The 20803-nt window shown below is 62.1% G+C and carries 22 protein-coding genes and 1 pseudogene; 14 read left to right on the top strand and 9 right to left on the bottom strand.

Translation table 11 applies throughout. The features are described 5' to 3' along the window. The first annotated feature begins 19 nt into the window (after nt 1–19). From AC1TQG_RS19870 to AC1TQG_RS19860, 3 genes are read left to right on the top strand one after another with little or no spacing between them, the layout of a single operon-like run. Nucleotides 20–862 (top strand): SDR family oxidoreductase, encoded by an 843-nt coding sequence (locus AC1TQG_RS19870; RefSeq protein ID WP_482139547.1) that lies wholly within the window; start codon nt 20–22, stop codon nt 860–862. Between the two features lie 48 nt (nt 863–910). Next, nucleotides 911–1282 (top strand): DUF2255 family protein, encoded by a 372-nt coding sequence (locus tag AC1TQG_RS19865; RefSeq protein WP_482139546.1) that lies wholly within the window; start codon nt 911–913, stop codon nt 1280–1282. A gap of 57 nt (nt 1283–1339) precedes the next feature. Then, complete coding sequence (locus AC1TQG_RS19860; RefSeq protein WP_482139545.1) at nt 1340–1864, top strand: YceI family protein; 525 nt, start codon at nt 1340–1342, stop codon at nt 1862–1864. Between the two features lie 79 nt (nt 1865–1943). On the opposite strand, the gene AC1TQG_RS19855 is transcribed toward AC1TQG_RS19860, so the two are convergent. From AC1TQG_RS19855 to AC1TQG_RS19840, 4 genes are read right to left on the bottom strand one after another with little or no spacing between them, the layout of a single operon-like run. Beyond that, entirely contained in the window at nt 1944–2708 is a 765-nt protein-coding gene (locus AC1TQG_RS19855) for an ABC transporter permease (protein ID WP_482139544.1), read from the bottom strand. After that, nucleotides 2708–3508, bottom strand: a complete 801-nt coding sequence (locus tag AC1TQG_RS19850; RefSeq protein ID WP_482139543.1) for an ABC transporter ATP-binding protein — start codon at nt 3506–3508, stop codon at nt 2708–2710. The genes AC1TQG_RS19855 and AC1TQG_RS19850 overlap by 1 nt, the downstream gene beginning before the upstream one ends. Then, on the bottom strand, nt 3505–3870 hold the full coding sequence (locus tag AC1TQG_RS19845; protein ID WP_482139542.1) for a DUF1048 domain-containing protein: 366 nt from the start codon (nt 3868–3870) through the stop codon (nt 3505–3507). The genes AC1TQG_RS19850 and AC1TQG_RS19845 overlap by 4 nt, the downstream gene beginning before the upstream one ends. Nucleotides 3871–3872: 2 nt before the next feature. Next, a complete protein-coding gene (locus AC1TQG_RS19840; protein WP_482139541.1) occupies nt 3873–4202 on the bottom strand; it encodes a PadR family transcriptional regulator in 330 nt (109 codons plus the stop codon). A 189-nt stretch (nt 4203–4391) separates the two neighbouring features. On the opposite strand from AC1TQG_RS19840, the gene AC1TQG_RS19835 reads away from it, so the two are divergent. The 3 genes from AC1TQG_RS19835 (at nt 4392) to AC1TQG_RS19825 (ending at nt 7572) form a co-directional block, all read left to right on the top strand. Further along, a complete protein-coding gene (locus AC1TQG_RS19835; protein ID WP_482139540.1) occupies nt 4392–5633 on the top strand; it encodes a low temperature requirement protein A in 1242 nt (413 codons plus the stop codon). Nucleotides 5634–5718: 85 nt separating this feature from the next. Then, nucleotides 5719–5913 carry a hypothetical protein gene (locus AC1TQG_RS19830; protein WP_482139539.1) on the top strand — a complete coding sequence of 65 codons (195 nt, stop codon included), beginning with the start codon at nt 5719–5721 and terminating at the stop codon, nt 5911–5913. A 171-nt stretch (nt 5914–6084) separates the two neighbouring features. Beyond that, nucleotides 6085–7572, top strand: a complete 1488-nt coding sequence (locus tag AC1TQG_RS19825; RefSeq protein WP_482139538.1) for an APC family permease — start codon at nt 6085–6087, stop codon at nt 7570–7572. Nucleotides 7573–7581: 9 nt separating this feature from the next. On the opposite strand, the gene AC1TQG_RS19820 is transcribed toward AC1TQG_RS19825, so the two are convergent. Both AC1TQG_RS19820 and AC1TQG_RS19815 read right to left on the bottom strand, forming a co-directional pair. After that, nucleotides 7582–9339: a flavin-containing monooxygenase gene (locus AC1TQG_RS19820; protein ID WP_482139537.1), complete on the bottom strand. Its 1758-nt coding sequence runs from the start codon at nt 9337–9339 to the stop codon at nt 7582–7584. 499 nt (nt 9340–9838) lie between these two features. Beyond that, nucleotides 9839–11500, bottom strand: coding sequence for a hypothetical protein (locus tag AC1TQG_RS19815; RefSeq protein WP_482139536.1), 1662 nt, complete (start codon nt 11498–11500; stop codon nt 9839–9841). Between the two features lie 253 nt (nt 11501–11753). On the opposite strand from AC1TQG_RS19815, the gene AC1TQG_RS19810 reads away from it, so the two are divergent. From AC1TQG_RS19810 to AC1TQG_RS19800, 3 genes are all read left to right on the top strand, one after another. Beyond that, nucleotides 11754–12575 carry an alpha/beta fold hydrolase gene (locus tag AC1TQG_RS19810; RefSeq protein ID WP_482139535.1) on the top strand — a complete coding sequence of 274 codons (822 nt, stop codon included), beginning with the start codon at nt 11754–11756 and terminating at the stop codon, nt 12573–12575. 15 nt (nt 12576–12590) lie between these two features. Continuing rightward, nucleotides 12591–13238 (top strand): TetR/AcrR family transcriptional regulator, encoded by a 648-nt coding sequence (locus AC1TQG_RS19805; RefSeq protein ID WP_482139534.1) that lies wholly within the window; start codon nt 12591–12593, stop codon nt 13236–13238. 116 nt (nt 13239–13354) lie between these two features. Beyond that, nucleotides 13355–13981, top strand: coding sequence for a dihydrofolate reductase family protein (locus AC1TQG_RS19800; protein WP_482139533.1), 627 nt, complete (start codon nt 13355–13357; stop codon nt 13979–13981). A gap of 148 nt (nt 13982–14129) precedes the next feature. On the opposite strand, the gene AC1TQG_RS19795 is transcribed toward AC1TQG_RS19800, so the two are convergent. Further along, entirely contained in the window at nt 14130–14531 is a 402-nt protein-coding gene (locus tag AC1TQG_RS19795; protein ID WP_482139532.1) for a VOC family protein, read from the bottom strand. A 75-nt stretch (nt 14532–14606) separates the two neighbouring features. On the opposite strand from AC1TQG_RS19795, the gene AC1TQG_RS19790 reads away from it, so the two are divergent. From AC1TQG_RS19790 to AC1TQG_RS19780, 3 genes and pseudogenes are all read left to right on the top strand, one after another. Then, entirely contained in the window at nt 14607–15215 is a 609-nt protein-coding gene (locus AC1TQG_RS19790) for a TetR/AcrR family transcriptional regulator (RefSeq protein ID WP_482139531.1), read from the top strand. 378 nt (nt 15216–15593) lie between these two features. After that, nucleotides 15594–16439 (top strand): SDR family NAD(P)-dependent oxidoreductase, encoded by an 846-nt coding sequence (locus AC1TQG_RS19785; RefSeq protein ID WP_482139530.1) that lies wholly within the window; start codon nt 15594–15596, stop codon nt 16437–16439. 113 nt (nt 16440–16552) lie between these two features. Beyond that, a pseudogene (locus tag AC1TQG_RS19780) lies at nt 16553–17205 on the top strand (MBL fold metallo-hydrolase). Nucleotides 17206–17379: 174 nt separating this feature from the next. On the opposite strand, the gene AC1TQG_RS19775 reads toward AC1TQG_RS19780, so the two are convergent. After that, nucleotides 17380–17859: a MarR family winged helix-turn-helix transcriptional regulator gene (locus tag AC1TQG_RS19775; RefSeq protein ID WP_482139529.1), complete on the bottom strand. Its 480-nt coding sequence runs from the start codon at nt 17857–17859 to the stop codon at nt 17380–17382. A 138-nt stretch (nt 17860–17997) separates the two neighbouring features. Here AC1TQG_RS19775 and AC1TQG_RS19770 point away from each other — a divergent pair, with 138 nt between their 5' ends. Continuing rightward, complete coding sequence (locus AC1TQG_RS19770) at nt 17998–18933, top strand: NADP-dependent oxidoreductase (RefSeq protein WP_482139528.1); 936 nt, start codon at nt 17998–18000, stop codon at nt 18931–18933. 304 nt (nt 18934–19237) lie between these two features. Beyond that, on the top strand, nt 19238–19675 hold the full coding sequence (locus AC1TQG_RS19765) for a VOC family protein (protein ID WP_482139527.1): 438 nt from the start codon (nt 19238–19240) through the stop codon (nt 19673–19675). Nucleotides 19676–19803: 128 nt separating this feature from the next. Here AC1TQG_RS19765 and AC1TQG_RS19760 read toward each other — a convergent pair whose 3' ends face one another. Further along, nucleotides 19804–20685 (bottom strand): helix-turn-helix transcriptional regulator, encoded by an 882-nt coding sequence (locus AC1TQG_RS19760; RefSeq protein WP_482139526.1) that lies wholly within the window; start codon nt 20683–20685, stop codon nt 19804–19806. Between the last annotated feature and the right edge of the window lie 118 nt (nt 20686–20803).

Below are 20803 nucleotides of genomic sequence, written 5' to 3'. Positions count from 1 at the left end.
GAGGATGAAAGGACCGACCATGGCTCAGCGCACCTGGCTCATCACCGGTGTCAGCAGCGGCTTCGGCCGCGAACTGACCGAACAGCTCCTCACCGCAGGTGATCGCGTCGTCGGGACCGTCCGCGACACCAGCAAGGTCGACGACCTCATCGCTCGATACCCTCAGACGTTTATCGCCGAAGTGCTCGATGTCACCGATATTCCGGCCGTTCACGAGGTCGTCGATCGCAGCTTCTCGACGCTCGGTCGGATCGACGTCGTCATCAGCAATGCCGGGTATGGCCTCTTCGGTGCCGCGGAGGAACTCACCGACGCCCAGATCGACCGTCTGATCGCGACAAACCTCACCGGATCGATCGCCTTCATCCGCTCGGCGCTGCCGCACTTTCGTGCGCAGGGGAATGGGCGCATCATTCAGATGTCCTCGTACGGAGGACAGGTCGCATTTCCTGGCAACTCCATGTACCACGCCACCAAATTCGGGATCGAAGGCTTCGTCGAATCAGTGGCACAGGAGATCGCACCTTTCGGCATCGGGGCGACACTCGTCGAACCAGGCGGCGCCCGAACCGAGTTCCGCTACGGCAGTGCCCAAGTCGCCACCCTCATGTCGGCTTACGACAACAACCCGGCGCACGGTTTCCTGAAGATGCTCGACCCCGCCAATGGCCTCGCGCCCGGCGACCCTGCTCGTATGGCCGCTCGCATCATCGAGAGCGTCGACATCGAGCCGGCACCGTTGCGGCTGTTGCTCGGATCGCAAGCACTGGCGATCACTGTGGACACCCTTCGTAAACGTATCGCCGACTACGAGGCACAAGCCGACGTTGCCGCGTCGACGGACTTTCCGCCTGGTGAATGAGCCCGCCTGACAGCGGTTGTCATGCCGAACCCAAACGAAGGAACACCGATGAAAACATGGAATATCGAGGACGCCGCCGTCCTGGGCGCACCGGATGAGGTACAGGTCGTCACCTACCGGCGGGACGGTCGCGCGCGCCGGCCTACGACCATCTGGATAGTGCGAGACGGTGCCGACGTATTCATTCGTTCGACCAACGGGCGTACCGCGGCCTGGTTCCGCGCCGCGATCACCTCACACACCGGGCAGATAATGGCGCGGCAGAACACCTTTGACGTAATCTTCACCGAAGCGGACGACAAGGATCTCGCGCGGGTCGACGCCGCCTACCGGACCAAATACGGTCAGTACCCCTCGATCGTGGATCATCTCGAAGAAGAAGGGCCCCGGTCAGCGACCCTCCAGGTTCACCCGGGCTGAATGCTTGCTCGCCGGATCTTTCGCCGACCACGGATCGCCATCTACCGGAAGTTGACAATGACATCGCCCATTGACTCCGTCCCCGACCTGCGCGCTCTCGAGGGCTCGTGGACCTTGGACCCCGCCCGCACCTCGATAACCTTCCGCGCCAAGGCATTGTGGCTGTTCACGGTGACCGGTTCTTTCGATCCCGTCGGAGGCAGCGGAACTGTCGGCGATGATGGGAGCGTGACCGGAATGCTGGTCGTCGACGCAAGCTCCGTGAATTCCAGGAACCGGCAACGGGACGAGCATCTGCGTTCTGCTGATTTCTTCGACGTCCGGACATATCCCACCATCACCTTCACCGTGACGCAGGTGCGACCCGGCGATGGGGGACATATCGATGTCATCGGCGATCTGACCGTTCACGGCCAAACACGACCGTTGACTGTCCCCGCTCGTGTGGTCGCGGTGGATGACACCGCTACAGTCACCGCCGAAGTCCACCTCGACCGCAGCAATTGGGGGCTGCGCTACACGAAGAAGGGTTCACGCCTGGCCACTGACCTGATGGTCGAGGCCTCCTTCATCAAACCCTGAGTATCTTGCTCCCGAAGAACTCCATTTCGGAAGTTCCGAGGGTTCATCGTCGAAGAACTTGCCGGACGTCCTGGGGGACTCAGCTGATCTTGCGTCGGTAGATGGCCATCGCGGCGACGTACGCGACGATGAGGAGGCCGAAGCACCAGGTGAAGGCGATCCAGATGTCGCCGCCGACCGGCTCTTCGGCGAAGATGTCGCGAATCGTGTTGACGATCGCTGTGACTGGCTGGTTCTCCGCAAACCATTGCACCGGCGCGGGCATGGTTTCGCTGGGTACGAACGCGGAACTGATGAACGGCAGGAAGATGAGCGGGTAGGAGAACGCGCTCGCGCCGTCCACAGTTTTTGCGACAAGGCCGGCGATGACCGCAATCCACGTCAGCGCCAGAGTGAACAGGATCAGGATGCCGCCGACCGCGAGCCATCCCAATACACCTGTGCCCGTACGAAAACCCATCAGTAGTGCGACGCCGACGACAATCGTCAGCGACATCACGTTGGCGACCAGCGAGGTCAGCACATGTGCCCACAGCGCGCTGGACCGAGCGATCGGCATGGATTGGAATCGCTCGAAGATCCCGCCGTTCATGTCCATGAACAGGCGGTAGGCGGTGTACGCGATCCCGGACGCGATCGTGATGAGCAGGATGCCCGGCAGCATGTAGTCGATATACCGTTCCGGCCCGGTATCGATGGCGCCGCCGAACACGTAGACGAACAGCAGCATGAGGGCCACCGGGGTGACTGCGGTGGTGATGATGGTGTCCGGGCTACGCAGGATGTGGCGCAGCGAACGCCCGGTCAGAGCGGCGGTGTCGCCGTAGAAATATGTGGTGGTCATCATCGTTCCTTATTGGTCGCGCGCGCGTCGGCTCCGAGGCTCTTGCTGTCGTCCCCGACGATCATGAGGAAGACCTCCTCTAACGTGGGCTGCTTCTCGACGTACTCAACTTTCGCGGGCGGCAGCAGTTGCTTGAGCTCGGTGAGGGTGCCGTTCACGATGATCCGACCTTGGTGAAGGATCGCGATCCGGTCGGCGAGGTGCTCGGCTTCCTCCAGATACTGCGTCGTCAACAGCACCGTCGTCCCACTGTTGGCGAGTTCCTTCACTGTCTGCCACACCTCGGTGCGTGCCTGGGGGTCGAGGCCGGTGGTCGGTTCGTCGAGAAAGATGACCGGCGGGTTCCCGATGAGACTCATCGCGATGTCGAGACGCCGACGCATTCCACCCGAATACGTCGATGCTTTTCGGCTGCCGGCCTCGGTCAACGAGAATCGAGTGAGCAGGTCGTCGGCGATGTTGCCAGGGTTCTTCAGATGTCGCAGCTTGGCGACCAGCACGAGGTTCTCGCGGCCACTGAGGAGATCGTCCACGGCCGCGAATTGTCCGGTGAGGCTAATTGATTCGCGCACCTTCTGTGGCTGCGCGGAGACGTCGCAGCCTTCCACGCTCGCTGTTCCGGAGTCCTGCTTGAGAAGTGTCGACAGGATTTTCACAACCGTGGTCTTGCCGGATCCGTTCGAGCCGAGCAGGGCGAAGATGCTGCCTGTCGCCACGTCGAAGTCGACGCCGCGCAACACCGGCAGCTCATCGAACGACTTCTGTAACCCCTGTACACGGATCGCTGTAGTCGAGGTCATCGCTGTCCTTGTCGTTCAGCGTCCTCGATGGACTTGGCCAGGCGGGCGCGTTCCTTGTCGATCCAGTGCTTGCCGCTGTATGCCGCTGTGAACGTCTCAGCGAACTCGACCGGGTCGTCGCCGACGATCTCACGCACCGGTGTGCTGTCGATGGCCGCGCGCTCCCAGAGGTCGACGTGGTCGCCCATCATTTTCACGATGGTCGCGCCGTCGGTCACGCCACCGTAGTAGTTGAAGTACCTCTGCAGCGCGTTTGCGGCGGTGCGGTGCGGCTCGGGAAGGGCATTGATGCGCGCAGCGTGCCGCTTGTACTGCTTCTTCTCTTCGAACGATCTGATGATTGCTGAGATCCATCTGGCCATGACTACTTCCTTCGTTCGTGGAGTTGTTCGATTCGTTCGGAGAGGAAGTCCCATGTCCTCCAGAACTCGTTGAGCTGTTCGAGCCCTATGTCGTTGATCGAATAGACCTTTCGTGGTGGCCCTTTCTCGGAGGGGACCTTCTCCACATTCACGAAACCCTTCTGCTCGATGCGGACGAGCAAGGCGTAGACGGTGCCCTCGACGAGGTCCGTAAAACCCTGCTCGCGCAACAGTGCTGTGATCTCGTAGCCGTACGTCGGACGTACGGCTAGGTTTGCGAGCACAATGCCCTCGAGGGTGCCCTTGAGCATCTCCGTAATCTGGCTGCCCATCACTCACCTCCTTCTAATCTGTATCGCTGAGTACCGGTAGACGGTAACGCAGAGTACCGGTACATAGCAATACCAAATAGTGGAGCTGCACGGTTTGCGTCCCCTCGGCACGGGGTACCGACGGGGGAGTGATTGTGCCGCTTCTGGCTCAATGCGCATCGTTGGGCCGACAGTAAGGACAACTCACAAATGGGTGAGCGCACACCGGGGCTTTCGGGCGATCAATCGGAGAACGCCGGCGACACCAGTGGTGGCGACCAGCGCACTCCGCTCATAGAACCGCCGCGACTGCGAACCGAAGACGACCGTGCGGCAACGAGACTCGAGCTCTTCTTCGACCTTGCCTATGTGTTGGTCATCCATCAGTTGGCGCTGGCACTGAAGGATGATCTCGGGTGGCACGGTGTGGCCGTCTTCGCAGGTCTGTTCGTGGTCACGTGGTGGTCGTGGGTGACCACCACGCTGTACGCAAACCGGTTCGACACCAACGACGTCGTGTATCGCGTGCTGAAACTGGCTGCCACCTTTGCGATTGCGGTGATGGCGGCCAGCGCATCCACCGCCGTCGGGGCTGACGGGACCGTGGCGTTCGGCGTCGGCTACATCGCGACCCGCGTGATCCTCGCCGGTCTGTACCTACGTGCGTGGTGGCACATCAGCGAAGTACGGGTCACGATCAATCTGTATTTCGCGGCGACGGTCATCAGCGTGGTCATCTGGACTGTCTCGCTGTTCACTCCATCGCCGACCACCTACATCCTGTGGGCGGTCGGTATCGCGATAGAGGCGATGGCTCCATTCGCGGCCACCCGGTGGGGCCCGGACGTGCCGTTGCACCTCGAACATCTACCGGAACGCTTCGGCCTCTTCGTTATTCTGGTACTCGGCGAGTCCATCTCGGCCATCGTCCTCGGGATGCATGACACCCATTGGGCCTGGTCGTCCTCGTTGGTGGCAGCGCTGGGATTCACCATCGCCGCTTCGGTGTGGTGGATGTACTTCGACATCGGTGGCGCCGAAGCGAAGACCGAGATACAGGATGATGAGAGTGCGGTCGGTAGCGGACGCGCCGATGGCTACATCTACGGACATCTGCCAATCACGTTGGGTGCGGCCCTCCTTGGTGTCGGGATCGAGCAGTACGTCCTGCATCCGGTCGGTGAACTCAGCGCTGCCGGACGCTGGGTCCTGTGCGGTGGGCTGGCGTTGTTCATCGCCGGAGTGTGCGCCATCCTCGGGTGGAGTTCGGGCAACTGGCGAACGATCATCCCGTGGCCGGCACTGGCAATCCCGGTCGTCCTCATCGTGGGACTCATCGACAACGCACTTCCGTTCGCGTCGGCGATAGTTCTCGCCGTTGGCTCGATCCTTGCCGTTGTGACCGGTATCGTCCGGCGGCGCAGGAGCCCGGTCGAGACGACCGAGACCTGACCGATGTGTAGTCCTGCGAACTGACGGGTACCCGGATCAACGACCCGCGGAGTGTCACGGGAACGCAAGTCGAGGAGAGGGAGACATGGCGAAATATCGAGTGCTCAATCCTGACGAGGACGTCATCGACGAGGTCGAGTTCAACAACGCTGAAGACGCCTACAAATGGTTCAAGAACCGTGAGGTTCCATCGGGCCAGTTGGGGTTCCGTATGGAGGTCAACGTGGATGGCGACTGGCGATTCTTCGACCAGACCGACGGAACCCAATCTCGCAACTGATCCTGTGCCTTGCACGTTGCCCTGTTACCGATTTCAGCCATTCGGCGAATTGAGCCCTATTTCCCCGGTCTCGATTACTGGACGATATTTACGCGGCAACCGGGTTAGCCTGTGGTCGACATTCCGGCCACCAGGCCTGGGGTGCCCTCCGGAACAAGGTGAGTACCCAAGGTGGCCAATTCCTTTGCCGACGACCAGACTGCGGACAAACTCTCGTCTGAGCCCCTCGCGACGAACGAGCTGAAACGAACACTTGGGTCGTATCAGGTATTCGCCATATCGTTTGCATTCATCTCGGTGGCCGTCGGAATCTTCGCGACGTACGGTGATCTGCTCTCGACTGCAGGACCAGTCGGACTCTGGCTCTGGGTGGTCGCCGCCGTAGGACAAACCCTGGTCGCGCTAGTGGTCGCTCAGTTCGCGGCGCGGATCGCGCTGAGCGGCTCGTCGTACCAGTGGGCCTCACGGCTGGCGAACCCGAAGATCGGTTGGCTATTCGGGTGGCTCACGTTCTGGTACCTGGCGATCGCAGTGGTCGCAATGGACAGCGCGCTTGCGAGCCAGGCGTTCATGCCACTGGTCGGTATGGAGGAGAACGAGGGCACCGCTCGGGTGATCACCGTGGTGATCATGGTGATTCAGGCGGCATTGGTGATCGCCTCCACACGACTGCTGGGAATGATCACGTCTGCTGCGGTGGCCATCGAACTCGGCATCGTTGTGGTCCTGGTGATCGCACTGGTTGCAGTCGTGGTGTTCACCGGCAGCGGCGAGGTCAGCAATCTGACCTCCCGCGGGATCACCGCGGGCGAGAGCAACTACTTCGCAATCGGTGGCGGGCTGATGGCGGGGATGTTGATGGGCCTGACCACGCTCGTCGGATTCGACTCGGCGGCGAATCTCGCTGAGGAGGCCAAAGATCCGTTTCGCAGTGTCCCGCGCGCCATCGTGGCATCGGTGGTCGCAGCCGGAGTCGCCGGCTTGCTGTTCTTGCTCGCACTCACCGTCGCGATCAAAGACGTGGACGCGGTGAGCGCCAGTGGGTCACCGGTCGCGGCCATCATCCGGGATCAGCTGGGGCCGGTGATGGAGCGGTTCCTCCTGGCCGGCATCGCTTTTGCGATCTTCGGAGCCGGCATGGTGGTGATGGCCGCATGCTCACGGCAGGTGTTCGCGATGGCCCGCGACAAGCGCTTCCCCGCACACGGACTGATGCGGAGGGTCAACCCGCGCACCCAGACCCCGGTGTATGCGACGCTCTTGATCCTGGTCATCGGAGTCATCCTGATGGTCGCGCTACCCGGTGAAGCGTTGCTGCAGTTGATCATCGGGTCGACGATCTTGCCCGCACTCATCTACGGTTCGATCGTGATCCTGTATCTGGCTGTGCGCAAGCACCTGGAGCGCAGGGACGATGGATTCAGCCTTGGTCGCTTCGAGCAACCGGTCGCCGTTGCCGCGCTGATCTGGGTGGCAGGAGCGTTGTTTGTCCTCATCACCCCCGACGATGCCCGGATTCCGGAGTTGATCGTGGTCGGGTTGGTCCTCTCCGGCGCAATCTATTTCGCGAAAATGATGATCTTCGACCGTGAGGTTCTCGAGAGCGAGCCCGACGGCGGTGACGCGGTCTTGTCCAGCTGCCCCGAGCAGACAGCCTGAACGCAACCGTCACATCAATTCGAGTCCCGTCAGGAGATCGTCTGCGCGCCACTTCTGCAGAATGCTGTAGAACGCATTCGGGCCATGTCCAAAGTTCGAGGAGGCACCTGCTCGGACGTTGCCCTCATTGTTGAAATAGCCAGGGGTGCAGTTCCTTCGGTATTCAACGAGAGCGGAAGGCGACTCTCCGAGCACGTCGAGCCAGTACTCTTCGGCCTCTGGGGTGGCATCCACGCGCTGCACGTTCCTGGCCCGGGCCGTTGCGATGACGTAGGCAATGTGCCGGCCCATCTCGATCACGCTGCTCGTCCAGTTGTAGGCCGGAGCGACTTGGCCGGGCCCGTGTATGAACAGATTCGGGAAACCGTGCACATGCATACCGTGGAAAGTGCGTGCGCCCTTGGCCCAATACTCGGTCATGCGGGTTCCGTTCATGCCGACGGGGTCAACGCCCCAGGCTTTGAGCAGTCCGCGGCCGATGTCGAAACCGGTGGCGAGGACCAGGCAGTCGAGTTCGTACTCACGGCCGTCCACGACAACTCCGGTGGCGGTCGCCCTCTCCACCCCCGCACCCTTCGTGTCGACCAGGGTGACATTCGGTCGGTTGAACGACTCCAGGTAGTCGTCGTGGAACGACGCTCGTTTGCAGAGCATGCGGAAGTTCGGCATCAGCGCGGCGGCGGTATCGGGATCCTTCACGATGGACGCGATCCGGGCGCGGGCGACGTCCATGCCGGTCAGATCGTCGAGCTCGGCCTGCTTGAGATCCTCGCTGCTTCCGTACATTCCCTTGTTGTGACTCGCCACGACCGGAAACACCGTGTGGCTCCAGGCGTCGTCGATGAGATCTTCCGCAGTCAGGTCCACGTTCTGCTCGTTGAACGAGAACATGTGGCGGTCTTGCCAGCCGGGCTCCAGAGTCGCGGCCCAGGCTGGGTCTGTGGGTCGGTTATCCCGCGGAAGCACCACTACTGGTGTTCGCTGAAAGACGGACAAGTGTTGCGCGGCCTCCGCCAACGGTGTCACCAGTTGCAGCCCAGTCGCTCCGGTGCCGATCACTCCGACGCGCTTGTCCGCCAGGTTGGGCATACCGCCACCTTTTGGCCCCGGCCCTCCACCTGTATAGCCGTAATCCCAACGGCTCGAGTGGAACAGCGCACCACTGAAATCTTCGAGACCGGGGATGTCAGGTAACTTGGGCCGTTGTAGGGCCCCTCCCGCCATCACCACGAATCGCGCTTTGACGACATCTCCGCGATTGGTGTGAACCGTCCACCGTGCGTCGCCATCGTCCCACACCGCATCGACGACTTCGGTCTGGAAATACGCATCACGGTAGAGGTCGAACTTTCGAGCCATCGACCGGCAGTATTCCAGGATCTCCGGTTGGTAGACGTACCTCTCGGTCGGGATGTAGCCCATCTCCTCCAAGAGCGGCAGATAGATGTAGGACTGGACATCGCATTGTGCTGCCGGGTACCGATTCCAATACCAGGTACCGCCCACGTCACCCGCATTATCGATCATGCAGATGCGGTCCACGCCCTCCATTCGCAACATCGCGCCCAAGGCGAGCCCCGAAAGCCCCGCACCCATCAGTACGACGTCGACCTCGTCTTCAATCGAGGCGCGATCGATCGGCTGCGCCCACGGGTCGTGCGATTCCTCGATGTACCGATACTGACCGGTACCGTCCGCCCGAAGTCGTCGCGCTCGCTCGTCGGCGTAACGCTTCCGGATGTTGTCCAGGTCCATCGACTCAGGCAATTTCGAACTCCTCGGTCAGTAAGTCAATTCCCAGGTTGGCCTCACCCGGGAACGCGCCGCATCCTGCGGCGGTGAGGACAGGTCTGCCATTCCTCCCCGCCGACGCACGTCGGAGACGGGCTCCTGCGCAAACTTTCGAAAGAATGCGACGCCGAGGCTGTCGGGCCCCAAATGGGGCACCACATCCTCGGCGGTGGTGTGCGTCACCAAATTAACTATACCTGCGGTAAAGTTACTGTCCAGTGGGACACCCGGAAGAATGGCCTCTGGCAGGCGAGGACCTTCATCGAACTGCCCGCGCTGTTCCTGCGTTTCCGGAAGGACGCGTTCGTCAAATACGTCAGTGTGTATGTCGACGATCCTGTTGCGCTGGTGACCGAACTGCAGAACGAGGTTCGTTCGACATCGGCCAGCTACCGACCCAGACGGCATTCGCAGCTGCGAGGAATGCCAACACCCACCAGACTGCACGCAATACGGCCACGCCGGAGTCTAGAAGCTACTTGGTAGCGAACTCGGCCAAGTTGGTCGAAATGGGGTCCGCGGTTCCGTTGTTTTGCAGGGCTGCGGCGGTCAGGACGTCGAGGTGGTGGTAACCGGGGGCGATGACGGTCCTGCCGTTGGGGAGATCTTCTTGGGTGGTCATCACACCGGCGGTGATGCCACTTCCGCCGAGGAGGTTCAAGGTTGGGTGGGCGGTGAGGCCCGCGGGGTGGCGGAGGTGGTTGGTGATCGCGGGCGTGGTGGGTCCCAGGACGCTCTCGACCAAGAGCCTCATCGGGAAGTACTGCTCCGTGAAATCCAGGGGATGTTCAGCCAGACTCCTGGCGAGGTCGTTGATGTCGGTGACTTCGTGGGCGGGAGTGGTGTACGGGCGCCCGTCTCGATCGAGAGGCGCACTGCTGGTCACCTCGTTGAAATTCTGCCACGTATAGAGCGGGCCTTGTGCGATCGCAGGTATGACGAGGGGATCGGGACCGAGCATTCCCGCAGTAATTTGACGGTTTGCGACATTGAGGTCGTGTGACAGGGGAAAGTTCTTGTCGGCCAGTAATCCGCCATCGAACATGCCGACGGAGGTTTGCAGAAATGCCAAGGGTTGGGAGTTGTTGTCCATCAACCCGCCGAGGAGTGCCGCGTTGGTGAGGCGAATATCTCTGAGCGGTGTCGTATCGGTGGCGAGACCCGCTGCGTCACGGGAAAAGAGGAGCCGCAGCGAATTGTCGATATTGTTGTTGCGAACACTCTTCAGGAACTGGGTTTCACTGTCGGGATCGATGTGGGTGGCGGTGCCGACAAGGCCGAGAAGGTTCATGGTCTCGGGGTTGATCAGTGCTGGAAGGTTTGCCGATCGGGGTACCAGTCCGCGGGTGGTCAATCCATCCAGAGCGTCCATTCCGAGAGACGTTTGGGGGACCAGCGCGTTGAGTGTCGACATGTCTCCCAGTGGCAACGTCGTATTGATCGTGGTGTCGAGAGCGAAGTAGCCGGAGCACTGTTCGTAACCAGGTTGTCCATCGAAGTCCCATTGGACGAAATAGGCGGTCAGTGAGCCACCAAGCGAATGGCCACCGCAGAGCACCTTGTTTCGCCGTAACGCCGGGTCAGGTAGTTCGGCGCTCAGCAGTTCGTACTGATCGACGACCGTCTGCTCGATTCCGATGTGGGAGAGCCACGCCAGATCGGAATCGGGTACGAACCCGGCGAATCGCCGTCCATCGATGGCGCCCTGCCCGTAGTAGTAATCGATGGCGAAGTTGATGTCTTGGTTGGCGACCGCCGCGTCGATTCCGGTGTGATCCTCTAAGCAATTCGAGCGCCTATCCAAAGCCCAAAACTCGATGTGCCGGCCGCCGGCCGCGGCTGCGGCCACCGTATTGCGCGCGACGCTGTCGAATGCTGCCGCCCCTTCCAGAACGCCAGGCTGAGCAATCAAGATCTTGTCCGCGTTCGCGGAGGCCGTTGGCCCGTCGACGGCGCGATACCGTTGGTACGAAAGCCAATCGCAGGCAGCTGGATGTGCGCCTACCGAACTGGGAAGCGGAATATTGACGCGAACAACTGACTCGACGACCGAGGTGATCGGGGATGAGGTCTGCACGATTGATTCGGTGCGCTGATGCGACGGTGCGGAATAGGCGAGGGATGTTTGCCCCGCCATCAGAGCGGTTGTGGCCAGCAGAGTTCCCGATACCAGTGCAGCCGTAGACCGATTGATCTTCACGTGTGCCCCCCGACTCAACAACACTCTGTCGAACGCTGTTCGCCAGAATCGTAGCCTCCAACCGGCTCTGAATGTTCGTGTTGGCCTCGCTGCTTTATGAACGACGCGACGGAGATGCCGCAACCCTTGCCCCGCATCGTCAATCGGAGGAATCTGGGTGTCGAGCGCTTGCGTCGCAGGAGGGCGAGCCATGGACATGGTTGAGGTCGAGGGACTTCTGATCGCATACGAACGGGTCGGACACGGACCCCCGCTCATCCTCGTCCACGGCTACGTCGGCGACGGCCCGCGAACGTGGCGGCCGCAACTCGACGGGCTCGCTGACGACTTCACGGTGGTGGCCTGGGATGCACCCGGCGCCGGATCTTCTTCTGATCCACCCCCGGGCACCGGCATGGGGGAGTACGCCGACTACCTTGCCGGGTTCATCGCGAATCTCGGGCTCGACAATCCACATGTCGCAGGGCTTTCGTTCGGGGGATCACTGGCATTGGAGTTGTGCCGGCGTCACCCGGACATCGCGGCTTCTCTGACGTTGGTATCGGCTTATGCGGGCTGGCGTGGGTCGTTGCCTTCTGAGGTGGCCGACCAGCGGCTACGGCAGGCGTTGGAGTTGGCCGACCTCTCGCCTGAGGAACTGGTCGACGCACTGCTCCCGACGATGTTCAGCGGTTCGACCCCATGGGACGTGGTCGACAGGTTCGGCGCGAGCCTTCTGGCGGTTCGACCGGTCGGATTTCGAGCCATGGCGCGGGCCTCCGCCGTGGATCTGCGAGACGTGCTTCCCAGCATCGAGATTCCGACACTCCTGGTGTACGGCGATCACGACGTCCGGGCCCCGCTGACCGTCGCGGAGGCGCTCCGCGGCGCAATCGCCGGCTCCGAACTGATCGTGCTCAGAGGATCTGGGCATCTCTGCAACTTGGAAGCCCCGCACGAGTTCAACGAAGCACTACGCGCCTTCGCCCTCGGTGGACCGGACCGGCGTTGGCCAGCGCGACTGATTCGCTAGAGTAGTCTCTAGCAAATGATCACTTCCGTCAACGACGAACCGACACCTGTCAGCCGCGCCGAGAAGACGCGGCTGACCAGACGGAGGATTATCACCGCAGCGGCGGACCTGTTCCTCGACAAGGGCTACGGCTCAACAACTCTCGACCAGGTCGCTACGCGCGCTGCCGTCGCAACGCAGACGGTCTACTTCCATTTCGGAAACAAGGCGACGCTGCTCAAGGAGGCACTCGACATCGCGGCAGTCGGCGACGCCGAGCCGGTGCCGCTGCTCGACCGCCCGTGGTTCCACGAGGTGATGGCCGAATCCGACCCGGTCCGAATCATCGAGCTCTGGATGGCCGGCGACCGCGATATCTTGCAGCGGGTCGCTCCGTTGCTCTCAGTCGTCCGCGGCACCATCGGCAGCGATTCCGACCTTGCGGTGCAGTGGGAGGTCAATGAGGAACAGCGCCGCACCGCGTACCGCGCGCTGGCCGACCTGCTGGCCGATCGCGATGCGCTTCGCAGCGGGCTCAGCGTTGAGGACGCCGCCGACCTTGCCTTCCTGATCGCCAGCGTCGAGAACTACTTCGTCGCAACGAACACCATCGGCTGGACGCCGGAGCACTGGCAACGCACCACGACCTCGTTGCTCGTCGCGACACTGCTCGACGAGACGTAGGGCCGGGGAGTACATGAACTATCCCGATCCACTTGCGATCGGGCGCAAGCGATGATTTTGAAGGCGTTCACAGGTCTACCCTTTGACCGAAGCATCCAACACCACCGGAGCTGACCATGGGCCTGATCCACATCGAGCTGTTCACAACCCTCGACCTCGTCGGGCAGGCGCCTGGCGGCCCCGACGAGGATCCGGAGGGATTCCCGTTCGGTGGCTGGCAGGCGCCTCTGTTCGACGACGCCACCGGTGCACAGGTACATGCTGCATACGAGGGCACGGATGCCCTACTGCTCGGCCGGCGGACGTACGACATCTTTGCTGCTTATTGGCCGCATCAGGAGGGAGGCGAGGACAACGGGTTTGCCACGCTCTTCAATGGCGTTCCGAAGTATGTCGCCTCCCGTGGCAAGCCTGAGCTTTCGTGGGCGGGGTCGACGCAACTCGGCCCAGATCTGGCCGAGGCGGTGCGCGAGATCCGTGATCGGCACGAACACATCAAGGTTGTCGGGAGCCTGAACTTGGTACAGACCCTGTTGCGCGAGAAGCTCTTCGACCGGCTCGACCTTTGGGTGCACCCCATCGTGCTCGGTGTGGGCAAGCGGGTGTTCGACGGTGGCGCCGTGCCGACCAACCTCACCCTGCTCGAACCGCCGGTGGCCGGTGAGAGAGGAGCGGTACATCTGCGCTACGGCTTGGTCGAAGGGACACCCGAGACGGGGGATATGAGCGTCGATCCGTCCTGAGGCAGTTCTGCGCCTCATGTTCCTATTTGTCGGCGAATCGCCTGGGACAGAAGCCTTATGTCACTGCGACCGGTTGTCGGCGACGTTGGCTGTACACGGCACCCGCAAGCCAAGCGCTGTCATCGGCGGGGTCGCCGCGCATGAATTGTCAACGGCCCTGGAACCGTTCGATAGCGTCCTCAGTCGCGGGGGTGAAGAGGTTGACCAGGTTGCCGTCGGGGTCGCGGAACAGGATTGAGCGATTGCCCCAGGGCATCGTCGTGGGTTCTTGCACCCATTCGCTGACGAGCGATGAGAGGCGGGTGTATTCCGCATCGACGTTGTCGACGCGGAACTCGAGGATGACGCTGTGGTTGGCGGCCGCCCGCGCCGATCCGGCACCGAACAGCGGGACCGTCTGGGAGTGTCCGATAGCCAGCGTCGCCGATGGCAGAACGAATTCGGCGAAGGGCGGCGCAGGCCGCTCGGCCTTGACTCCGGTCACCTGCTCATAAAACGAGACCAGTCGGTCGAGGTTATCGGTGATGATGCGTACTGAAGCGAAATGCATGGACCGCGTCTTCCTTCTTGAATGGGGAGTAATGCTACGGTACCGTAGCGTAGCGTTTCGAGAGGAGCAACATCGATGCCACATCGAGTACCGGAGGGTGAGCCGACGGGGGCAACGTCGGCAAGGGTGGATAGCCGAGTCGAGCGCTCGAAACGGTCGGTTTTGGCAGCCACCGAAGAACTGCTGAACGAAGGCGGGGTAGGTGGCTTCAGCATTGACGAGGTGTCCCGCCGATCCGGTGTGGCCAAGACGACCATTTATCGTCACTGGCCAGACCGCAATGCGCTCGTCCTCGATGCCTGCTCTCAGATCACCGAACACCAGCAGATTCCCGACACCGGATCGGTCCAAGGCGATCTAACGGCGGCGCTGACGAACATTTCACACCTACTGCAGACAGCCAATTGGTCCTCGGTACTGCCGTCGATCATCGACGCCTCAGAGCGCGATCCTGCGTTCGCGGACATCCACAAGAAGATTCAAAGCGGCCACGCCGCCCCGCTGCGGGCGATCCTCGAACGTGCTGCGAATCGCGGCGAGCCACGACCGAACGACGAACACGCAACGACCATCGCACTTCTCCTCGGCCCCCTGTTCTACCGCCGCTGGTTCTCACGCGAACCAATCGACCAAGACTTTGTCACTGCCATAGTGACGCGCGCGATCGCGCACGATCAGGAGTGAGGGCAAGGCAATGAAGACCGGCACTTCTGCGAACGTGGACGCACATCCCGCGCCATTCGCTCCCAGAGGTGAGGTCCTGAAAACTGTTTGTGCGCAATATGTCTCCCGGCGACCGTCGATAGCACGGCGGCGATGCGGCCGCAGGACACGGCTTCTGAGCCGGTAGGTATGAGCTCTTGGTTTCGTGGTTGCGGCTCGATCAGCGTTTCCGCGCGACGTGGGGACTCGTCGACACCGTCGTCCCGACTCATGAGTGCTTCTGACTTTACGACCTCCGTCCGCGATCAGGGAGTGTCTGCTGGTTCCTGGATCATTGGACACTCCCTCGCGACGCCGTCGGCCTGTTGACTGGAACCACACGAGAGAGAGGATCTCGACATGGCCGAGAATAAAGTGTGGTTCGTTACGGGTGCGGCGCGCGGGATGGGTGTGGACATCACCCGGGCAGCGCTCGGCGCCGGCCACCGGGTGGTGGCGACCGCGCGTGATGCAACCAGGGTCACGGATGTGTTCGGGGAGCGTGAGGACCTGCTCGCGGTGTCACTGGACATCACCGACCCGCCCGCAGCAGCGGCAGCGACCGAAGCGGCGATCCAGCGGTTCGGCCGGATCGATGTGTTGGTCAACAACGCGGGTCTGTTCTACGCGGAGTTCTTCGAGGAGATCAGTCCGGAGCAGTACCGCCACCAGATGGAAGTGAACTTTTTCGGCCCAACAAACGTCACCCGTGCGGTGCTGCCGGTGATGCGCAAGCAGCGAAGCGGCCAGGTCGTAACGATGAGTTCGACCGCTGGTCTGGTCGGTCAGGAGTTCGTCGCCGCGTACTGTGCGTCAAAGTTCGCCGTCGAAGGGTGGATGGAGTCGCTGCGCTTCGACGTTGCCCCGTACGGGATTTCAACAATGCTCGTCGAGCCTGGGTTCTTCCGTACCGACCTGTTGGTCGAGGGATCCTCGACACTGTGGCCTGAGTTGTCGATCCCCGATTACGCCGAGCGCACGGCGGCAACAATCGAAGCATGGAAGGGCATGAACGGTAAGCAACCCGGAGACCCGGTCAAGCTGGCTGCCGCGCTTATCGAGTTGGCGGATTCGGCGGAGCCGCCGCTGCGGTGGGTGGCCGGCGCCGATGCGGTTGAGATTGCTGAGGGAAAGGCGCGAACCTTGCTGGAGCAGATCGACGCACATCGCGATCTGTCCACGTCATTGAACTTCAACGACGCCTGAAAACATCCGTCCGCCGTTCACTTCTCGACGCTTCGCATCCCCTTGACTTCAACCCGGCTTGAGGTTGCAGCATGGACCGTGGATCAAAATTGCTGCCCATGAGGAGGATCGTGATGCGACAAGTATTGCCTGATGTGTGGGAGACGCAGGAGGACAATCCCTTTCCGGGCTTGACCACACACGCTTATCTGTGGTCCGGAAACAGGAATGCCTTGTTTTACTCGGTTGCCGGCGATGCAGATTTCGACGAAATGGAGCGTCACGGCGGTTTCGTCGACCACTACCTGTCCCATGTGGATGAGGCAGGCCCGATGTTGGCCGCATTGCCGAGCGATTCGGGTCGAGGTTGCGCGCTCCGGCGGCAGAGGCCGACGCTATCGGCAAGTACGCCCGAGTCGATATTCCCTTGGCAGAACGTCACATCGACGACAACGGCATTGAGGTCATACCGACGCCGGGACACACCGTGGGTAGTACGTGCTATCTGGTGCCGGGTGCCGACGGTGCCCGCTATCTGTTCACTGGTGACCTGCTCTTCGTAAGCGCGTCGGGTGCCTGGACGGGCGGCTATATTGAGGCCTTCAGCGATGCCCGCGCGCTGGCCAAAAGTCTGCAACTGCTGGCATCTCTGGAACCGAATGTGGTGATTTCCAGTGCATTTGCGGGCGATTCGGCAGTCCATCGGGTCGAACCGCGGGAATGGCCCGATCACATCGATCAAGCGCTCGCAGGGTTGTCTGCGGTGAAGGGATCACTTCGTCTCTGACGAACCTCTCCGCCCAACTTGAGATATGGAACCCCGCTCGGGGTGACTCGGGGGATTGAATGATCGCGTCGCAGTGTCGAAAGATCAAGCGCACTATAAGATCTGGGCATACTCGTAGCTGTCACGTCCTGCGGTGGACGTGGTGATGGTCGCGGGTATCTCCGCCTGTGCCGGTTAAAGTTCGGCGCCATTGAGTTGCTGGCGCACCGTGGTCGAGATGAGGGCGAGCGCGGCGCCGAAATCACGCTGCTGAGTCTCACTGAGAGGGTCGAAAACCAGCTCTCGCACGCGTTCGACGTGGCCGGGCGCGCTGTCGACGACCTTCTGCAGCCCGGCCTCGGTCAGCGTGGCAAGTGTGTAGCGCCCGTTGCCCGGGTCGGGGCGGCGGGTGACCCACTGGCGCTGCTCGAAACGGACCATGACCTTCGACAACCGGGGCTGGCTGCTGTTGCACTGCGCAGCAAGGTCGCCGAGTCGCATCGTCAGGTCTTCGGCCATGGACAGGCGTGCGAGCACGCTGTACTCGAAGTTCGACGTACCGGCGTCCTGCTCCAACTGACGGTCGAGCAACGTGGGCAGTGCGATGACGACGGTCAGCAGGTCCTGCCACATCGCTTGCTGGTCCTCGTCAAGCCAATGCGGCGAAGCGGTCATGGCATCCGACTCTACATCAATCGCTCATTTGACTTGCCTGGGCAAGTCAGTCAATCTTGGTGACACTTGCCTAGGCAAGTCAACGGGTGGGCCGGCACGTACAGCGCTGGACCCAGTAACGACACACGAGGAGAGTCCGTGAAAGCGATTCGCTACCACCAGTTCGGCGATACCAAGGTTCTGCAAGAAGAGGAAGTGGCACGCCCCGTACCGGGATCCGGGCAGGTGCTGGTCAAAGTCGTTGCCACGTCGTTCAACCCGGTGGACGACCACGTCCGCCTAGGAGTGCTCGCGGAAGCCATTCCCACCCCATTGCCGATCACGCCCGGTCTCGACGTTGCAGGCACGGTCGTCGAACTAGGCGCGGGCGTGAGCGGCCTGCAGATTGACGACGAGGTCGTCGGCATGTTTCCGCTGGACCAGCATGGTGGCGCGGCGGAGTACGCGGTGATCGCGGCCGACCTTCTCGCCGCCGCGCCCACCACGGTGGCTCTCACCGATGCTGCAGCGCTTCCGCTCGCCGGCCTCGCTGCCCGGCAGGCCGCCATCGAGTTGGCCGACATCCAGAAAGGGCAGCGTGTGCTCGTCAACGGAGCAGGCGGCGCAGTGGGCGGCCTGGTCGTCCAGCTAGCGGTCGACGCAGGCGCTACTGTCACCGCGGTCGACGGACCGAAACATGCCGAACGCCTGCGCAATTACGGTGCCACGAAGGTCACCGGCCCCCTGGACCTCGACGCGGGTCCGACCGCGGTCGACGGCCCCTTCGACGTTGTCGTCAATCACGTGCGCCTCGATGCCGACGGACTTGCGAAGTTGACCTCGTACGTCGCCGACGGCGGCATCGCGGTCAGCTCCGCCGGCGCCGTGCCCGCCGACGATGCGCGGTCGGTGCGGACTGCAAGCGTGTGGGTGACGCCCAACGGCTCCCACCTGGCCGACCTGGTGTCCCGCCTGGATGACGGCCGCCTCGAGCTCGCCGTTGTCGATCGCCGACCGTTGCAGCAGCTACGAGCCGTCCACGATGACGCCGCCAGCGGCACGCTCGCCGGTAAAACTGTCATCACCGTCGACTAAATCCCGGAATGACGCCTCCTCACGGAATGCCGCGAGGGAGCGTCACGCCTTGCGCGCGTGGACTGGCACCGACTGTTCCTGGGGGCGACGTCGCATGACGGTGTATCACTTGGTCGCGGTGAATGACCGGAGGCGTTGTAGCCGTCGACTGTGACTGAAAAAGATTGCCTGCCTTTGTGTTCAGCGCAAGAGAGGCTGGCGCGTGGCGAGCGCTGTGTTGATTCATCGGATGTAATATGTGGTGGTTCTAGCGGTAGCCCGTCTCCATATCGAATGGGCAGACAACCAGTGAAGGATTGATCCGATGGCGCACGTACTACGTTTCGACCACGTCGGCGTCACCGTCGCTGACCTGGCCTCGGCCACGGCGTTCTTCGTCAAACTGGGTCTCGAAGTCGAGGGCACCGGGGCTGTAGAGGGCGAATTCGTGGAGACAGTCTGCGGGATCCCGGGCGCACACTGTGAGATTGCGATGCTGCGGTCACCCGGCGGAGGGTCCCGGCTCGAGCTTTCGAGCTTCGTCACGCCCGACCACGTGGCCGGATCGCCCACAGCGATGGCCAACGAGCTTGGCCTGCGCAATTTGTCATTCGAGGTCGGCAACCTGGAGAAGGTTGTCGACGAGCTAGCTGTCGACGGCTACGGACTCATAGGCGGCATCGGCGAGTACAAGAACAGCGTGCGCATGGCATACGTGCGTGGCCCGGACGGGATCATCGTGTCCCTGTTCGAACACACCTGAGGATCGACCTCGTAGCTCGGTGTGCCGGGGGAGTCATCCCGAGTCGCATCCCCGTAGAGATCGACACGTTTCGACTGCAGCAGACCGAGGAGGCTGACCGGGAGGACCGGCACGTCGGGGAATGCGCCTCAATCGAGTGCGTATGAGTCTGCCGAGCCCGTCTCCGCAGATGCAGCGACGTTAGGAGCGAGGCGAATAAGGTCCAGCTTGGTTTGATCCTCGGTATCGCTGGCGGCGGTGTAGGTGACGACGTGGAGGTCGGCACCCGGCACATCGAGAACATCGCAGTCCAACGTGATGTCGCCCACCAACGGATGTGCGATGGTCTTGCGGTCGGAGGAATGCTCGGACGGGACCGCAATTGTCCACAGTTGGGTGAACTCTGGAGATGAACTGCGCAGATCGCTGATCAGTGCGCGAAGGGCACGGTCGTGTGGATAGTGTGCCGCTGCGCGTCGTAGATCGGCGACGATACTGCTCTCGAACTTTGGGTTGGCGCCTGAGGCTGAAGAGCGCAGGGCGCGGTGTCCGGGGCCATCGCCGAAAATCGCCTTCACGAGGTTGCGTTCGCTGGCGGGTAGCAGCTCGGGATCTCCGTGCAACGCCACCCACGGTCGGTTCCAGGTCAGCAGTGTCCAGTCGGCGGCGAAAACTCCGATCGGTACGTCTGCGAGACGGTTGATGAGGCGCTGCACGCTGGCCGGTATGTGAGTCTTGACGGTGCCGTCCTGCGGGGGCAAGAGTCCGGCGCTGGTAAACAGGAGGTCTCGCTCCGAGCGATCGAGCTGAAGTGCGCGGGCCAGCGAACCGACGACCTGCGCGGATGGCCGAATGGCGCGGCTGTGTTCGAGTCGAACTACATAGTCCACCGACAGTCCGGCCAACATCGCGAGTTCTTCTCGGCGCAAGCCTGGTGCTCGACGACGCGACGTCACGGCGATGCCGGCGTCGACCGGGGCCAGTCGATCACGCCACTGGTGCAACAGTTCGCCGAATCTACTTGTCTCCATTGTTCGATTGTGCGCTGTTGGCGGGGGGCCTTGCCTAGGTACTGGCAGTCCTCAGCCTCAGCCGACCTCTTCCTGAATCTCTCGCACTGCGGAAAGGTCGTTGCCAGCGCACCGACCG

The sequence above is a fragment of the Williamsia sp. Y844 genome (genome assembly GCF_056786475.1).
The sequence above is the reverse complement of the archived record's forward strand: the minus strand, read 5'-3'. Positions and strand labels throughout refer to the sequence as shown.

What these genes read in the sequence shown, in the direction of transcription:
- AC1TQG_RS19855 (WP_482139544.1), bottom strand. Translation starts at nt 2,708, where the DNA reads ATGACCACCACATATTTCTACGGCGACACCGCCGCTCTGACCGGGCGT.
- AC1TQG_RS19775 (WP_482139529.1), bottom strand. Translation starts at nt 17,859, where the DNA reads ATGACCGCTTCGCCGCATTGGCTTGACGAGGACCAGCAAGCGATGTGG.
- AC1TQG_RS19790 (WP_482139531.1), top strand. Translation starts at nt 14,607, where the DNA reads ATGCCACATCGAGTACCGGAGGGTGAGCCGACGGGGGCAACGTCGGCA.
- AC1TQG_RS19760 (WP_482139526.1), bottom strand. Translation starts at nt 20,685, where the DNA reads ATGGAGACAAGTAGATTCGGCGAACTGTTGCACCAGTGGCGTGATCGA.
- AC1TQG_RS19815 (WP_482139536.1), bottom strand. Translation starts at nt 11,500, where the DNA reads ATGGCGGGGCAAACATCCCTCGCCTATTCCGCACCGTCGCATCAGCGC.
- AC1TQG_RS19835 (WP_482139540.1), top strand. Translation starts at nt 4,392, where the DNA reads ATGGGTGAGCGCACACCGGGGCTTTCGGGCGATCAATCGGAGAACGCC.
- AC1TQG_RS19785 (WP_482139530.1), top strand. Translation starts at nt 15,594, where the DNA reads ATGGCCGAGAATAAAGTGTGGTTCGTTACGGGTGCGGCGCGCGGGATG.
- AC1TQG_RS19830 (WP_482139539.1), top strand. Translation starts at nt 5,719, where the DNA reads ATGGCGAAATATCGAGTGCTCAATCCTGACGAGGACGTCATCGACGAG.
- AC1TQG_RS19805 (WP_482139534.1), top strand. Translation starts at nt 12,591, where the DNA reads ATGATCACTTCCGTCAACGACGAACCGACACCTGTCAGCCGCGCCGAG.
- AC1TQG_RS19800 (WP_482139533.1), top strand. Translation starts at nt 13,355, where the DNA reads ATGGGCCTGATCCACATCGAGCTGTTCACAACCCTCGACCTCGTCGGG.
- AC1TQG_RS19840 (WP_482139541.1), bottom strand. Translation starts at nt 4,202, where the DNA reads ATGGGCAGCCAGATTACGGAGATGCTCAAGGGCACCCTCGAGGGCATT.
- AC1TQG_RS19765 (WP_482139527.1), top strand. Translation starts at nt 19,238, where the DNA reads ATGGCGCACGTACTACGTTTCGACCACGTCGGCGTCACCGTCGCTGAC.
- AC1TQG_RS19845 (WP_482139542.1), bottom strand. Translation starts at nt 3,870, where the DNA reads ATGGCCAGATGGATCTCAGCAATCATCAGATCGTTCGAAGAGAAGAAG.
- AC1TQG_RS19870 (WP_482139547.1), top strand. Translation starts at nt 20, where the DNA reads ATGGCTCAGCGCACCTGGCTCATCACCGGTGTCAGCAGCGGCTTCGGC.
- AC1TQG_RS19850 (WP_482139543.1), bottom strand. Translation starts at nt 3,508, where the DNA reads ATGACCTCGACTACAGCGATCCGTGTACAGGGGTTACAGAAGTCGTTC.
- AC1TQG_RS19860 (WP_482139545.1), top strand. Translation starts at nt 1,340, where the DNA reads ATGACATCGCCCATTGACTCCGTCCCCGACCTGCGCGCTCTCGAGGGC.
- AC1TQG_RS19795 (WP_482139532.1), bottom strand. Translation starts at nt 14,531, where the DNA reads ATGCATTTCGCTTCAGTACGCATCATCACCGATAACCTCGACCGACTG.
- AC1TQG_RS19810 (WP_482139535.1), top strand. Translation starts at nt 11,754, where the DNA reads ATGGACATGGTTGAGGTCGAGGGACTTCTGATCGCATACGAACGGGTC.
- AC1TQG_RS19865 (WP_482139546.1), top strand. Translation starts at nt 911, where the DNA reads ATGAAAACATGGAATATCGAGGACGCCGCCGTCCTGGGCGCACCGGAT.